General features: G+C 70.9%; 15 protein-coding genes. 10 read left to right on the forward strand and 5 right to left on the reverse strand.

The window, feature by feature from the left end:
* The first annotated feature begins 50 nt into the window (after nucleotides 1–50).
* From G127AT_RS00325 to lnt, 6 genes are all read left to right on the forward strand, one after another.
* Nucleotides 51–1,067 (forward strand): helix-turn-helix transcriptional regulator, encoded by a 1,017-nt coding sequence (locus G127AT_RS00325; RefSeq protein ID WP_210898696.1) that lies wholly within the window; start codon nucleotides 51–53, stop codon nucleotides 1,065–1,067.
* A complete protein-coding gene (locus G127AT_RS00330; RefSeq protein ID WP_210898698.1) occupies nucleotides 1,064–2,059 on the forward strand; it encodes a helix-turn-helix transcriptional regulator in 996 nt (331 codons plus the stop codon). The genes G127AT_RS00325 and G127AT_RS00330 overlap by 4 nt, the downstream gene beginning before the upstream one ends.
* A gap of 36 nt (nucleotides 2,060–2,095) precedes the next feature.
* Nucleotides 2,096–2,368 (forward strand): twin-arginine translocase TatA/TatE family subunit, encoded by a 273-nt coding sequence (gene tatA, locus G127AT_RS00335; protein WP_210898700.1) that lies wholly within the window; start codon nucleotides 2,096–2,098, stop codon nucleotides 2,366–2,368.
* A gap of 49 nt (nucleotides 2,369–2,417) precedes the next feature.
* Nucleotides 2,418–3,185, forward strand: coding sequence for a twin-arginine translocase subunit TatC (gene tatC / locus G127AT_RS00340; protein WP_210901652.1), 768 nt, complete (start codon nucleotides 2,418–2,420; stop codon nucleotides 3,183–3,185).
* Between the two features lie 46 nt (nucleotides 3,186–3,231).
* Entirely contained in the window at nucleotides 3,232–5,661 is a 2,430-nt protein-coding gene (locus G127AT_RS00345) for a DEAD/DEAH box helicase (RefSeq protein ID WP_210898702.1), read from the forward strand.
* A 71-nt stretch (nucleotides 5,662–5,732) separates the two neighbouring features.
* The gene (gene lnt / locus G127AT_RS00350; protein ID WP_210898704.1) at nucleotides 5,733–7,367 is read left to right on the forward strand and encodes an apolipoprotein N-acyltransferase; all 1,635 of its coding nucleotides are present in this window, start codon (nucleotides 5,733–5,735) and stop codon (nucleotides 7,365–7,367) included.
* 94 nt (nucleotides 7,368–7,461) lie between these two features.
* Here lnt and G127AT_RS00355 read toward each other — a convergent pair whose 3' ends face one another.
* The 4 genes from G127AT_RS00355 to G127AT_RS00370 all read right to left on the reverse strand — a co-directional run bounded on the left by G127AT_RS00355 (nucleotide 7,462) and on the right by G127AT_RS00370 (nucleotide 10,182).
* Nucleotides 7,462–7,857: an RNA polymerase-binding protein RbpA gene (locus tag G127AT_RS00355; RefSeq protein ID WP_210898706.1), complete on the reverse strand. Its 396-nt coding sequence runs from the start codon at nucleotides 7,855–7,857 to the stop codon at nucleotides 7,462–7,464.
* A gap of 129 nt (nucleotides 7,858–7,986) precedes the next feature.
* On the reverse strand, nucleotides 7,987–8,736 hold the full coding sequence (locus tag G127AT_RS00360; protein ID WP_244857638.1) for a glycerophosphodiester phosphodiesterase family protein: 750 nt from the start codon (nucleotides 8,734–8,736) through the stop codon (nucleotides 7,987–7,989).
* A gap of 10 nt (nucleotides 8,737–8,746) precedes the next feature.
* A complete protein-coding gene (locus G127AT_RS00365) occupies nucleotides 8,747–9,715 on the reverse strand; it encodes an SPFH domain-containing protein (RefSeq protein WP_210898710.1) in 969 nt (322 codons plus the stop codon).
* On the reverse strand, nucleotides 9,712–10,182 hold the full coding sequence (locus G127AT_RS00370; RefSeq protein ID WP_244857639.1) for an NfeD family protein: 471 nt from the start codon (nucleotides 10,180–10,182) through the stop codon (nucleotides 9,712–9,714). The genes G127AT_RS00365 and G127AT_RS00370 overlap by 4 nt, the downstream gene beginning before the upstream one ends.
* A gap of 116 nt (nucleotides 10,183–10,298) precedes the next feature.
* Here G127AT_RS00370 and G127AT_RS00375 point away from each other — a divergent pair, with 116 nt between their 5' ends.
* Nucleotides 10,299–11,063, forward strand: coding sequence for an SDR family oxidoreductase (locus tag G127AT_RS00375; RefSeq protein WP_210898713.1), 765 nt, complete (start codon nucleotides 10,299–10,301; stop codon nucleotides 11,061–11,063).
* A 78-nt stretch (nucleotides 11,064–11,141) separates the two neighbouring features.
* Here the strand turns inward: G127AT_RS00375 and G127AT_RS00380 are convergent, their stop codons facing one another.
* On the reverse strand, nucleotides 11,142–11,744 hold the full coding sequence (locus G127AT_RS00380; protein ID WP_210898715.1) for an HdeD family acid-resistance protein: 603 nt from the start codon (nucleotides 11,742–11,744) through the stop codon (nucleotides 11,142–11,144).
* 169 nt (nucleotides 11,745–11,913) lie between these two features.
* Here G127AT_RS00380 and G127AT_RS00385 point away from each other — a divergent pair, with 169 nt between their 5' ends.
* From G127AT_RS00385 to G127AT_RS00395, 3 genes are read left to right on the forward strand one after another with little or no spacing between them, the layout of a single operon-like run.
* Nucleotides 11,914–12,264, forward strand: coding sequence for a YnfA family protein (locus tag G127AT_RS00385; RefSeq protein WP_210898717.1), 351 nt, complete (start codon nucleotides 11,914–11,916; stop codon nucleotides 12,262–12,264).
* A gap of 59 nt (nucleotides 12,265–12,323) precedes the next feature.
* Nucleotides 12,324–12,767 (forward strand): helix-turn-helix transcriptional regulator, encoded by a 444-nt coding sequence (locus tag G127AT_RS00390; RefSeq protein WP_244857640.1) that lies wholly within the window; start codon nucleotides 12,324–12,326, stop codon nucleotides 12,765–12,767.
* A 10-nt stretch (nucleotides 12,768–12,777) separates the two neighbouring features.
* Nucleotides 12,778–13,188 (forward strand): VOC family protein, encoded by a 411-nt coding sequence (locus G127AT_RS00395; RefSeq protein WP_210898721.1) that lies wholly within the window; start codon nucleotides 12,778–12,780, stop codon nucleotides 13,186–13,188.
* Nucleotides 13,189–13,198 lie beyond the last annotated feature (10 nt).

Raw genomic sequence — 13,198 nt, forward strand, 5'->3', positions numbered from 1 at the left:
GCCCGGGGCTTTCGGGCCGCAGACGGCCGCGGTTCAGTAGGATCGCTGCTGTGTCGGAGTCCAGGTCCGCCGAGCCTCGCATCGCCGTCGAGGATCGGCTCTTCAGCCTCGTGCTCGCGCTGCTCGCGACCGAGTCGGGGCTCGTGAAGTCCGAGATCCTCCGCACCGTGCGCGGCTACGCGGAGCGTTACGACGAGCGCGGCCGCAATGAGAGCCTCGAGCGGCAGTTCGAGCGCGACAAGGACGATCTGCGCGAGCTCGGCATCCCCCTCGAGACGGTCGAGGCTCCCGACCGGCCGGGCGACAACCAGGCGCTCAGGTACCGCATCCCGAAGCGCCTCTACGATCTGCCCGAGTCGCTGACGTTCACCCCCGAGGAGTTCGCCCTGCTCGGCCTGGCCGCCGAAGTGTGGCGCGAGGCCTCCCTCTCGGCGGACTCGCAGCGCGCCCTGACCAAGCTGCGTTCGCTCGGCGTCGAGCCGCGCGAGCCCGTGATCGGCTACGCGCCGCGCCTGCGGGTGCGCGAGGCGTCGTTCGAACCGTTGCGGCAGGCCCTCGACCGTCGCCAGGCGGTGCGCTTCGACTATCTGAAGCCGGGGGAGGCTCAGCCGCGCCGCCGCACGGTGGAGCCGCATGCGCTGGTGCTGCACGAGGGTCGCTGGCACCTGCACGGTCTGGACCGCGAGGCGAAGGCGCCGCGCACCTTCCTCCTGTCCCGCATCGTGGATGCCGTCCATCCGGTGCCCGGTCAGGCGGCCGGGTTCGACGCCCCGCCGGCCGGCGTCGAGCGCCGCGTGATCGACGAGCTCGAGGAGATCCGCCTCGGCAACGTCGCCGAGCTCGAGGTGGAGGCGGGCAGCGATGCGGCCGTGCGCCTCGGCAAGCGTGCGGGGGCGGATGCCGGGGCGGATGCGATCAGCCTGCACTACACGGACGAGGCGATCCTCGCCGACGAGCTCGCCGGCTTCGGCCCCGAGGTGCGGGTGGTGTCGCCGGCGAGCCTGCGGGATGCGGTCGTGGAGCGGCTGCGTGCGGTCGCGACCGCCGCGGACGGGGGCGGCGTATGAACCGGCGGCCGGCGAAGGCGGCCGACAAGCTCGTCTTCGTGCTCTCCCTCGTGCCGTACCTCCTCGAGCAAGGGGTGGTCGACGTCGCCGAGGCCGCCGAGCATTTCGGCGTCGCCGAGGAGGAGATCCGCGACGCCGTGCGCCTGATCGCGACCTCGGGGCTGCCGGGGGAGACGAGCACCTACCTGCCGAACGACCTCTTCGACATCGACTGGGATTCCTTCCTCGACGACGATGTGATCGTGATCGTGCACCATGTCGCGATCGACGACACGCCGCGGCTGTCGGCGCGCGAGGCGGCGGCGCTCATCGCGGGCCTGCAGTACCTGTCGGCGCTGCCGGAGAACGTGGGGCATGCCGGGCTCGGCTCGCTCATGGCGAAGCTCACCGAGGGGGCTTCTGCGGCCCCGTCGCGCCTCGCGGTCGCCGAGACCGCGTCGGATGCGGGGCTCGGGATCATCCGCGAGGCGGTCGGGCGCGGCCGGCAGATCGAGTTCGACTACGTCAACGGCGTCGGCGAGCGGATGCGGCGGCGCGCCGATCCCGTGCACATCGCCTCGCTGGGGCAGGACTGGTACGTGCAGGCGTACTGCCATCTGCGCGAGGACTTCCGGGTCTTCCGGCTCGATCGGATGAGCGGTCTGGCGCTCACCGACGAGCCGATCGGCGACCATACGGATCGCCCGCCGCTGCCGGAGGCGATCTTCCGGGGCTCCGACAGCGACCTCCGGGTCGTGGTGGACGTCGCGCCGGGGGCGCTCACGCTCTTGTCGGATTATCGGGCGGATCGCAGCGCCGAACAGGTCGACGGCCTCACCCGCGTCACGCTCCGCGTCGCCCACTACCACGGGCTGAAGCGGCTGGTGGCGGGGCTGCCGGGGCTCGTGACGGTGGTCGCGCCCGAGGAGGCGCGGCGAGCCGTCGCGGAGTGGGCGCGGGCCGGACTCGAGCGCTACGGCTTGCCCGGTGCCTCGCACGGGTCGAGCGGGTAGACTGGCCCAAACCTCCCCGAGCATTGGACGGACCTCATGTTGCAAGGCTTTACCGGTTTGCATGCGCTGATCATCCTCGTGGTGATCCTGCTGCTCTTCGGCGCGCCGAAGCTCCCCGCGCTCGCCCGCAGCCTCGGGCAATCGATGAAGATCCTGAAGAACGAGGTGCGCTCCGACGGCGGCGACGACGCGGCCGCGGAGGGCGAGCCCGGCGCCGAGGCCGGCACCGGCTCGAAGAAGCTCGCGAACGGGTCCGCATCGGCGACCGACGCGAAGAAGCCCGGCGGCGAGCCGGGCTCGAACGCCTGACCCCGTGACGGCCACGCGTGCGCGCGGGGCGAAGAATCCCGAGCGGCGGATGTCGCTCGGCGACCACCTGCGCGAACTCCGCAAGCGGCTGTTCATCGCCGCGGCCGCGATCCTCGTCGGTGCCGGCGTCGGCATCTGGCAGGCCGATCTCATCCTCGATGCGATCCGCGCACCGCTCGAGAGGATCGCGGCGACCCATCCCGACGCCGACGTCGACTTCTCGCTGTTCTACGGCACGATCACCGGATCCTTCGACCTGCGCATGCAGGTCGGCCTGACCGTCGGCGTCGTCATCACGAGCCCCGTCTGGCTCTACCAGGTCTTCGCCTTCCTCGTCCCCGGGCTGAAGCGGCGGGAGCGTCGCTTCACGCTCGCCTTCTTCATCTCGGCGGTCCCGTTGTTCATCGCCGGATGCGCGGCCGGCTGGTTCGTGCTTCCGAACATCGTGCGGCTCATGCTCGGCTTCGTGCCGGCCCAAGACATCCCGCTGCTCGACGCCAAGCTCTACTACGACTTCGTGCTGAAGCTCGTGCTGGCCGTCGGCATCGCCTTCGTCGTGCCGGTGTTCATCGTGCTGCTGAACTTCGCCGGCATCCTGAGCGCGGCCGCGATCATCAAGGGCTGGCGCGTCGCGGTGCTCACGATCACGCTCTTCACCGCGATCGCGACGCCCGCCGCCGATGTGATGTCGATGTTCCTGCTGGCCGTGCCCATGGTGGTGCTGTACTTCGCGGCCTGGTTCATCGCCTGGTTGCACGACCGCCGGGTCGCCAAACGCCAGCGCGCCGAATTCGGCACCGCCTTCGCCGAGGGATGACCGCGGCGGGCGCCGCATCGCGGCGCATGCCCCGTAGGCTGGAGGCGTGACGAGCCTTTCGCCGGCCGAACGGTACGCCCTATCGAAGCAGCGGTCGCGGCAACCGCGCGTGCAGGACTTCGCGGCCGGCCTCCGCTTCGACCTGGACCCCTTCCAGCGAGCGGCGTGCACCGCGCTCGACGAGGGCCGCAGCGTCCTCGTCGCCGCCCCGACGGGCGCCGGCAAGACGATCGTGGCCGAGTTCTCCGTGTACCTCGCGATGCAGACGACGAACGACAAGGTCTTCTACACGACGCCCATCAAGGCCCTGTCGAACCAGAAGTACCAGGAGTTCGTCGAGGCGTGGGGGGCGGATGCCGTGGGGCTCCTCACGGGCGACACGAACATCAACTCGGGTGCCCGCATCGTCGTCATGACGACCGAGGTGCTGCGCAACATGCTCTACGCCGATTCGCCGCTGCTCGACCGCCTCGCCTACGTCGTCATGGACGAGGTGCATTACCTCGCCGACCGCTTCCGCGGTGCGGTGTGGGAGGAGGTCATCATCCACCTCCCCGAGGCGGTGCGGCTCGTCTCCCTGTCGGCGACCGTCTCCAACGCGGAGGAGTTCGGCGACTGGCTGCAGGCCGTCCGCGGCGACACCGACGTCATCGTCTCCGAGGATCGCCCGGTGCCGCTCGAGCAGCACGTGCTCGTGCAGGAGAAGCTGCTGGACCTCTTCGACGGCTCGGGTGCGAATGCCGCGAACCGGGTGAATCCCGAACTGCAGCGCCTGGCGCGCACCACGCGCTCCCTCGGCCAGCGTTCCCAGCGCGGCCGCCGCGGCAGCGACCGCGGGCGTTCGCACCGCGTCGAGGGCCGGCGCCGCATCGACCGGCCGGAGGTCGTCGCCCTGCTGCAGGGCAAGAACCTGCTGCCGGCGATCGTGTTCATCTTCTCGCGGGCCGGATGCGATCAGGCCGTGCGCCAGGTGCTGCGCAGCGGCATCCGCCTCACCGACACCGCCGAGCGGGAGGAGATCCGCGGCATCGTCGAGGAACGGGCGCGCCTGCTCCGCGATGAGGATCTCGCCGTCCTCGGGTACTGGGACTGGCTCGAAGCGCTCATGCGCGGCGTCGCCGCCCATCACGCCGGTATGCTGCCGGCGTTCAAGGAGGTCGTCGAGGAGCTCTTCCAGAAGAAGCTCTTGAAGGTGGTCTTCGCGACCGAGACGCTCGCCCTCGGCGTCAACATGCCGGCGCGCAGCGTCATGCTCGAAAAGCTCGAGAAGTTCAACGGCGAGGCGCGGGTGCCGATCACGCCGGGGGAGTACACGCAGCTGACCGGCCGCGCCGGTCGGCGCGGCATCGATGTCGAGGGGCACTCGGTCATCCAGTGGGTCGACGGGCTCGACCCCGAGGCCGTCGCCGCCCTCGCCTCGCGGCGCAGCTACCCGATGAACTCGAGCTTCCGGCCGACGTACAACATGGCCGTGAACCTCATCGAGCAGTTCGGGCGCGAACGCACCCGGCAGGTCCTCGAACAGTCCTTCGCGCAGTTCCAGGCCGACCGGGCCGTCGTCGACCTGGCCCGAACCCTCCGCAAGCAGGAGGATTCGCTCGCCGGCTACGAGCAGGCTATGCAGTGCCATCTCGGCGACTTCGGCGAGTACGCCGCGATCCGCCGCCGCATCGGCTCGCTCGAACGCGAGCATTCGAAGGGGAACACGAGCCACGCCAAGCGGGAGCGTCTGCAGCGCGAGCTCGGCGCCGAGCGCAAACGCATGCGGGCCCACCCGTGCCACGGCTGCGCCGAACGCGAGGCGCATGCCCGCTGGGCCGAACGGTGGTGGCGCCTGAAGCAGGAGCACGATGCCCTCGCCGGGCAGATCCGTTCGCGCACCGGCCAGGTCGCGAAGGTCTTCGACCGCGTCACCGAGGTGCTGCAGGAGCTCGGCTACCTGCAGCGCGCCGACGACGGCGCCCTCGCGCCGACGGCGGCCGGCCGCACCCTGCGACGTATCTACGGCGACCGCGACCTGCTCGTGGCCGAATGCCTGCGCCGCGGCATCTGGAACGGGCTCGACACGGCATCCGTCGCCGCCATGGCCGCCGCACTCGTCTACGAACCGCGCCGCGAAGACGCCCATGTCGACCCCCGGAGCCTGCCGCGCGGCCGCTTCCGCGAGGCGTTCGACCGCACCCTCGACGCCTGGGTCGAGCTCGACGACGTCGAGCATGCGCACCGGCTGCCGGGCACCGAGCAGCCCTCGCCGGCGCTGGCGGGCCCGATGCACTCGTGGGCGAGCGGAGCCGGGCTCGGCGCCGTGCTCGACGAGGCCGAACTGGCGGCCGGAGACTTCGTGCGCTGGACGAAACAGGTCATCGACCTGCTCGATCAGATCTCGATCGTCGCCGATGCCGAGCTCGGTGCGACCGCCCGCGCCGTGATCGACGCGGTGCGGCGCGGCGTCGTCGTCGACCTCGTCGCAAGCTGACGGCGACCGCTCCGGATCCACCCGGTAGGTGCCCGATCCGACGCACAGCGTTCCCCGTCTACGCTGGATCCGTGCCCCTCACCCCCTCCCCGTTCCCCGGCCCGCGGCTGCCGCTCTGGGTCGCCCTCGTGCTCGCCGCAGGCTCCGGCGTCGCCTTCGACGCGGCCTTCCCCGATCGGGCCTGGTGGGCGCTCGCGCCCCTCGCGCTCGTGGGGTTCTTCGTCGCGCTCACGGGTCGCGGTTTCTGGTCGGGGGCGCTGACCGGTCTCGTCGGCGCCGGGGCCTTCTGGCTCGTGCACATCGAGTGGCTGACCCTGTACCTCGGGCTCGTGCCGTGGCTGGCCCTGGCCGTCGTGCAGACCCTCTTCTACGCGGTCGGCTTCGGCCTGATCGCCCTGCTGCTCACGCGCGGGCAGCTCGTGTTCTCGGGCCGCGGCGGCCGGCTGCTGCTCCTGCCGGTGCTCGTCGCCGGGCTCTGGACGGGCATCGAGGGGCTCACGGCGGTCTGGCCGTACGACGGCTTCGCATGGGGCCGGGTGGCCGCCTCGCAGACCGAGGGGGCGTTCGCCTCGCTCCTCGGGTGGATCGGCCCGGCCGGTACGGGCTTCGTGCTCGCCTGGGTCGCGGCGTTCGCGGTGCAGCTCGGCCGCGAGACGATCCGCGAGCGGATGCCGTCGCTCGCTGCGACCGAAGCGCCGGCCGGGGCGTTGCGCGGCCGGCATCCGTTCACGGGCACTCCCGGCACCCGTGGGCGACTGCTGGTGCGTCTCACGGGGCTCACCGCGGCGGTGGCCGTGCTCGCGGTGTTCCCGGCGTGGCCTGCGCCGACCGAGGGCACCCTGAAGCTCGCCGCCGTGCAGGGCGGCGTCGACGCCTCGCTGTTCAGCGCGACGCCGTCGAACGAGATCATGCAGGCGCACATCGATGAGACCGTGCGCGGCGTCGACGAGGACGTCGAGCTCGTCGTGTGGCCCGAGAACGGCGTCGCCCTCGACCCCGAACGCGTGCCGGCATCCGCCGAGGTGCTCGACTCGCTCACCGAGCGCTACGGCGCCGCGTTCACGGGCGGCACCATCCAGGAGCGCGACGGCGAGTTCTTCAACACCTCGCTGCTGTGGGAGGAGGGCGCGGGCCTCACGGACCGCTACGACAAGGCGCATCCCGTGCCGTTCGCGGAATATATGCCGGATCGGGCATTCTGGCGGCCCTTCGCGCCCGAGCTCATCGACATGGTCACGCGCGACTACACGAAGGGCACGCGCGACAACGTCTTCGACGTCGCCGGCATCGTCGCCGGCGTCGCGATCTGCTTCGATATCGCAGACGACCACCTCGTGCACACGATGATCGACGACGGCGCGGAACTCATCCTCGCGCAGACGAACAACGCCGATTTCGGGCACACGGACGAGAGCCTGCAGCAGCTGGCGATCGCGCGCATGCGGGCGATCGAGACCGGTCGTTCGGTCGTGAACATCTCGACGGTCGGCACGAGCGCGATCATCCGCCCCGACGGGTCGACGATGGCGGATCTGCCGACGTGGCAGCCGGGCACCATGATCGAGGCGGTTCCGTTGGCGACCACCGTGACGCCGGCGAGCCTGCTCGGCCGTCAGATCGAGCAGCTCGTCTCGTTCTTCGCCCTCGCCGGCGCCCTCATCGTCATGCTGCGGCGGAACCCCGGCGCGGAGCGGGGCTCCCGCTGACACGGGGCGCCGCCGAAGGCGCCGGAAGCCTCCGCCGACACGACGAAGCCGGGCGGTGCCTTCGCAACCGTCCGGCTTCGGGGGGGTCTCGGTGTCAGGCGCCGATCTTCTCGCGCCCGTTCGAACTCTTCTTCGCGGGCTTCTGACCGCGGCGGGCCCGCAGGTACTGCAGGCGCTCTTCGAGGAGTTCTTCGAGCTCGGGGATCGTGCGGCGCTCGAGCAGCATGTCCCAGTGGGTGCGGGCGATCTTGTCGCCGGAGTGGTCGACGGCCAGCGGCTTCGAGTCGACGATGAGCGATGCGGTGCCGCCGCAGTGGCGGCATTCCCAGGTCTCGGGGATCTCGGCTTCGCTCGAGAAGACCATCGAGGTGTCGCGCCCGCAGACCTCGCAGCGGTAGGTGTATTCGGCGCGTTCGGCGAATACCACGCCCTCTTCACTCTGCAGGCTCTGCGCACCGATCCGCATGCCCCGAAGGCTCCGATCTGCCATGGCCTTCTCCTCTCGACTCGTCCTCATGTATAAACGATCAAGCTGGGCATTCCCTTGCCGGCGCCTCGGTTGTTGTCGGGGGATTCTCAGTTTCGCTCGGGCGTGCTCCGACCGGAGGCGGCGCGGTGCTCAGCCGCGCACGAGGGGGAGGGCGAGATCCGCGCGATCCGTCACGAGCCCGTCGACCCCGAGGCCAAGCAGGCGGCGCATGTCGGCCGGCTCGTTCACCGTCCAGACGTGGACCTCCACGCCGGCGGCATGCGCGGCACGGATGAGACGGGGCGTGACGACGCGCAGGGAGCCGGCGTGCTCCGGCACCTGCAGGGCGGATGCCCCGCGCACCGCCCGGCGGAGGGCCCGGCCGCCGAACGGGGCGGCGAGGATCGACCCGATCACGCCGGCGCGTCCGGCCGAAGTGGCCACGCCCGGCAATGCCGCCGCGATCCGGCGCCGGCGCGCATCGGAGAAGGAGGTGAGCAGCACCCGTTCCTCGGCACGGACGGCGCGCACGGCATCCACGGCGGGCCCGAGGGCAGCCTCGTGCTTGACGTCGATGTTGAACCGCGTCTCGCCGAAGGCGTCGAGCGCCTCCGCGAGCGTCGGGAACGACTGCCCGGCGCCGAGGTCGACGCGCGCCAGCTCATCCCGGGTGAAATCGCCGACCCGACCCGCGAGGCCGGCGACGCGGTCGAGCTCCTCGTCATGGCTCACGATCGCGACGCCGTCGCGCGAGGCGTGCACATCGGTCTCGATGTAGTCGGCGCCGGCGGCGATCGCATGCACGAACGCGAGCATCGTGTTCTCGGGGGCTTCGAGCGCGAGGCCGCGGTGCGCGAGCACACGCGGCCGCGGCGCGTCGAAGTATGCCGAGACGCTCACCGGGTCCGGGTCAGCTCGCCGGGGTGGGTGCCGAACCGCCGGCGCTGCCCGCGGCATCCGCACCCGGAACGACGGCCGTATGCGCACCCGCCTGGCCCGGCGTGAAAGCCCGGCCGATGCCCTTCAGGGCCTCGGTGAGCTCGCTCGGCACGATCCAGAGCTTGTTGGCCTGGCCGTCGGCGAGCTTCGGCAGCATCTGCAGGTACTGGTAGCCGAGCAGCTTCGGGTCCGCATCGCCCTTGTGGATGGCGTCGAAGACCGTGAGGATCGCCTCCGCCTCGCCCTGGGCGCGGAGCACCGCGGCCTTCGCATCGCCCTCGGCCTCGAGGATCGCCGCCTGCCGGGCGCCCTCGGCGGTGAGGATCGCGGACTGCTTCGTGCCCTCGGCGGTGAGGATGAGCGCGCGACGGTCACGCTCGGCGCGCATCTGCTTCTCCATCGAGTCCTGGATGGACACGGGCGGGTCGATCGCCTTCAGCTCGACGCGGCTCACGCGGATGCCCCATTTGCCGGTCGCCTCGTCGAGGACGATGCGGAGCTGCCCATTGATGTTGTCGCGGCTCGTGAGGGCCTCTTCGAGGTTCATGCCGCCGACCACGTTGCGGAGGGTCGTCGTCGTCAGCTGCTCGACGGCGCCCAGGTAGTTCGCGATCTCGTAGGTGGCCGCACGGGCATCCGTCACCTGGAAGTAGACGACCGTGTCGATCGAGACGACGAGGTTGTCCTCGGTGATCACCGGCTGCGGCGGGAACGAGACGACCTGCTCGCGCATGTCGACGAGGGGGCGCAGCCGGTCGATGAACGGCACCAGGATGTTCAGCCCCGGCGAGAGGGTCTTGTGGTAGCGGCCGAGGCGTTCCACGATGCCCGCATAGGCCTGCGGGATGATGCGGATCGACCTCGCGATCACCACGATCACGAAGATGACGATCGCGATGATCACGATCGTCAGGACGATGGCGCCGATATCGACGTTCATTCGGGCTTCCTCTCGAGGGGGACGACGACGGCGGTGGCTCCGTCGATACCGGTGACGAGCACGGCCTCGCCGACCGGCACGTCGCGCTGTTCGGTGATGGGGGACAATCGCGCGGTCCAGACCTCGCCGTTGCTCAGGCGTACCTGGCCGCCGACGGAGGAGACCGTGCGCACCACGCTGCCGTCGGCGCCGATCAGGGCGTCGATATTGCTGCGCGTCGGATCGCCGCCTTTGCGGAGGGCTTTCAGCAGCGGCGGCCGGAGGGTCATGATGAGGGCGACGGCGATGACGGCGGCGACGATGAACTGCGCCCACCACGGGATGCCGAAGAGCCCCGAAAGCAGGCCGCCGACGCTTCCGAGCGCGAGCATCAGGAAGGTCATCTCGAGCGTGAAGATCTCGATCGTCGCGAACAGGAGGATGAGCACGATCCAGCCGATCCACGCGTACTGCGTCAGCACATCCACGGGCACTCCCTCGTTCGTCCCTTGAAAACTAGCAGGAACGCGCGGGCGTCGGGACTGGTTGATAGTCTCGGTGCGCGCGACCGCGCGCCATCCGCACCCCCGAGGAGCCGAACCACGTGACCACCCCCCTCGCCCCGTCCTCGCTCGCCGGCCGCACCGCCCTCGTCACCGGGTCCTCCCGCGGCATCGGCGCCGACACGGCCCGCTCCCTCGCCGCGGCCGGCGCGAACGTCGTCGTGAACTACCGCAGCAAGGCGCCCCGCGCCGACAAGGTCGTCGCCGAGATCACCGAGGCCGGCGGCAGCGCGATCGCCGTCGGTGCCGACCTCACGAACCCCGACTCGGTCGAGGCCATGTTCATCGGCGCCGAGGCCGCCTTCGACAAGATCGACATCCTCGTGCTGAACGCCTCGGGCGGCATGGAGACCGGCATGGGCGAGGACTACGCGATGCGGCTGAACCGCGACGCGCAGCTGAACGTCGTCGAACGCGCGCTTCCGCACCTCGCCGAGGGGGCGCGCATCGTCTTCGTCACGAGCCACCAGGCACACTTCATCCGCACCACCCCGACCATGCCCGAGTACGAGCCCGTCGCCCTCTCCAAGCGGGCCGGCGAGGACGCGTTGCGGGCGCTCGTGCCCGAGTTCGACGCCGCCGGCATCGGCTTCGTCGTCGTCTCGGGCGACATGATCGAGGGCACCATCACCGCGACCCTGCTCGAGCGGGCGAACCCCGGCGCCATCGCCCAGCGCAAGGAGGAGGCGGGCAAGCTCTACAACGTCGCCGAGTTCGCCGCCGAGGTCGCCCGCGCCGCCGTCGACCCGATCCCGGCCGACCGCACCCGCTACGTCGGCGACGTCACCGGCTTCGCCGCCGAGTAGGCGCACGCACGGAGCGGGGCGGGATGGCATCCATCCCACCCCGCTCGTGCGTTCGGCCGCGGCCGGCGCGCGAGGCCGTCAGGCCGTGACGCCCCGCCCGAAGGTGAAGGCGCGCACGATCTGCACGATGCCGAGCACGATCAGCGAGATCCCCGCGACGAGGAAGAGCACGACGGCCCCCCACAGCGGCGAGAACAGCAGGATGATGCCGGCGATGAGGCTCAGGATGCCGAAGAAGATCGTCCACCCCTTCGACCCCGAGTCGCCGGACTGGACGAGCGCGACGATGCCCTCGACGATCCACAGGATGCCGATGAACACGCCGAGGAAGATGCCGAGCACGAGGGCCGAGGCGCGCGGATCCATGAACACGATCACGCCGGCGATGACGAACAGGATGCCGAGGATGATGTCCAGCGCCCTGGCCCCGCCGCCGATGCCCTTCGCGAAGATGCCGATCCCGACATACGCGATGCCCGCGATGATGAAGTAGATCCCGAGCAGGATCACGATGACCTGCGCGGATTCGCGCGGCCAGAACGAGATCAGGATCCCGAAGATCAGCGCGGCCGCACCCGAGAGCCCGAGGCCGACCCGGATGCTGTTGATCGTCGACTTCGCGAGCCCGCGGGAATCGAGCGTGAACGCGGCGAATCCGCCGCCCGAGGGTGTGTCGGACATTGCCGTCTCCTCACCGGGCCGGCGAGCACGCCCCACCCGTGTCTCAACCGCGGCGCCCCCTGCACCGCTTGCTCCGATTCTGGCCCGGTCCTGGGCCGGGGGCAAGGGCCGCGGGCTCCGGCGTGTCGACGGGCACGGCCGGAGGCGCGCGCGCTGCCATGCTGGGGGCATGACCACCGCACGCATCGCGATCCTCTTCGTCCTCGCCGCGATCGCCGAGATCGGCGGCGCCTGGCTCGTCTGGCAGGCGGTGCGCGAAGCGCGGCCATGGTGGATCGCGGGCCTCGGCGTGCTCGCGCTCGGCGCGTACGGCTTCCTCGCCGCGATGCAGCCCGATGCGAACTTCGGTCGCGTGCTTGCCGCGTACGGCGGCGTGTTCATCGCCGGCTCGCTCGCCTGGGGCGTGATCGTCGACGGCTTCACGCCGACGACATGGGACGTGGTGGGCGCGTCGGTCGCGCTCGTCGGCGCGGCGATCATCATCCTCGCGCCGGGCGGCGGTGCCTCCGACCCGGCGTGAGCCGGGGCCCGGGCGGAGGCCGCTGGACAGCGACCGCGCGGCCGTGGCACGATCGCGGCGTGGGGAGTGCTTCAGCGGACGAGCGGCGCCTGCGCGATCTCGCGGTGCTGCGCCGGGTCCGCGACCGGATCGACCGGGAGTACGCGCAGCCGCTCGATGTCGAGGCGCTCGCGCGCGGGGCGAACATGTCGTCGGGGCACCTCAGTCGGCAGTTCCGGCAGGCGTTCGGCGAGTCGCCGTACTCCTATCTGATGACGCGTCGCATCGAACGGGCGATGGCGTTGCTGCGCCGCGGCGACCTGAGCGTCACGGAGGTGTGCTTCGAGGTCGGCTGCTCCTCGCTCGGCACCTTCAGCACGCGCTTCACCGAGCTCGTCGGGATGCCGCCGAGCGCTTACCGCGAGCTGCCCGACGACCCCACGGCGGGTGTGCCGACGGCGCTGTGGAAGTACGCCACGAGACCGGTCAGGAATCGAGAAGCCACCGGTCGGCGGGGCCAATAGCGTGGGCGGCATGGACATCACGATTCAGTACACCTTCCTTCCGCACACCGACCCCGAGGCCTCGCTCGCGTTCTACCGCGACCGCCTCGGCTTCGAGCTGCGCAACGACGTCGGCCAGGGCGAGATGCGCTGGCTGACCATCGGCCCGGCCGGCCAGCCCGACACCGCGGTGGTGCTGACGCCGCCGTTCGCCGACCCGGGCATCACCGAGGGCGAACGGCGCACGGTCTCCGAGATGATGGCGAAGGGCACCTATGCGGGCATCGTCCTCGCCACCGAGGATGTCGACGGCGCGTTCGCGGCGCTGCAGGGCGGCGACGTCGAGGTCGTGCAGGAACCCATCGATCAGCCGTACGGGGTGCGCGACTGCGCCTTCCGCGACCCGGCGGGCAACATGGTCCGCATCCAGCAGCAGCGCTGAGCGGATGCCG

The sequence above is a fragment of the Agromyces archimandritae genome, assembly GCF_018024495.1.
In the GTDB taxonomy this organism is placed as follows: Bacteria; Actinomycetota; Actinomycetes; order Actinomycetales; family Microbacteriaceae; genus Agromyces; species Agromyces archimandritae.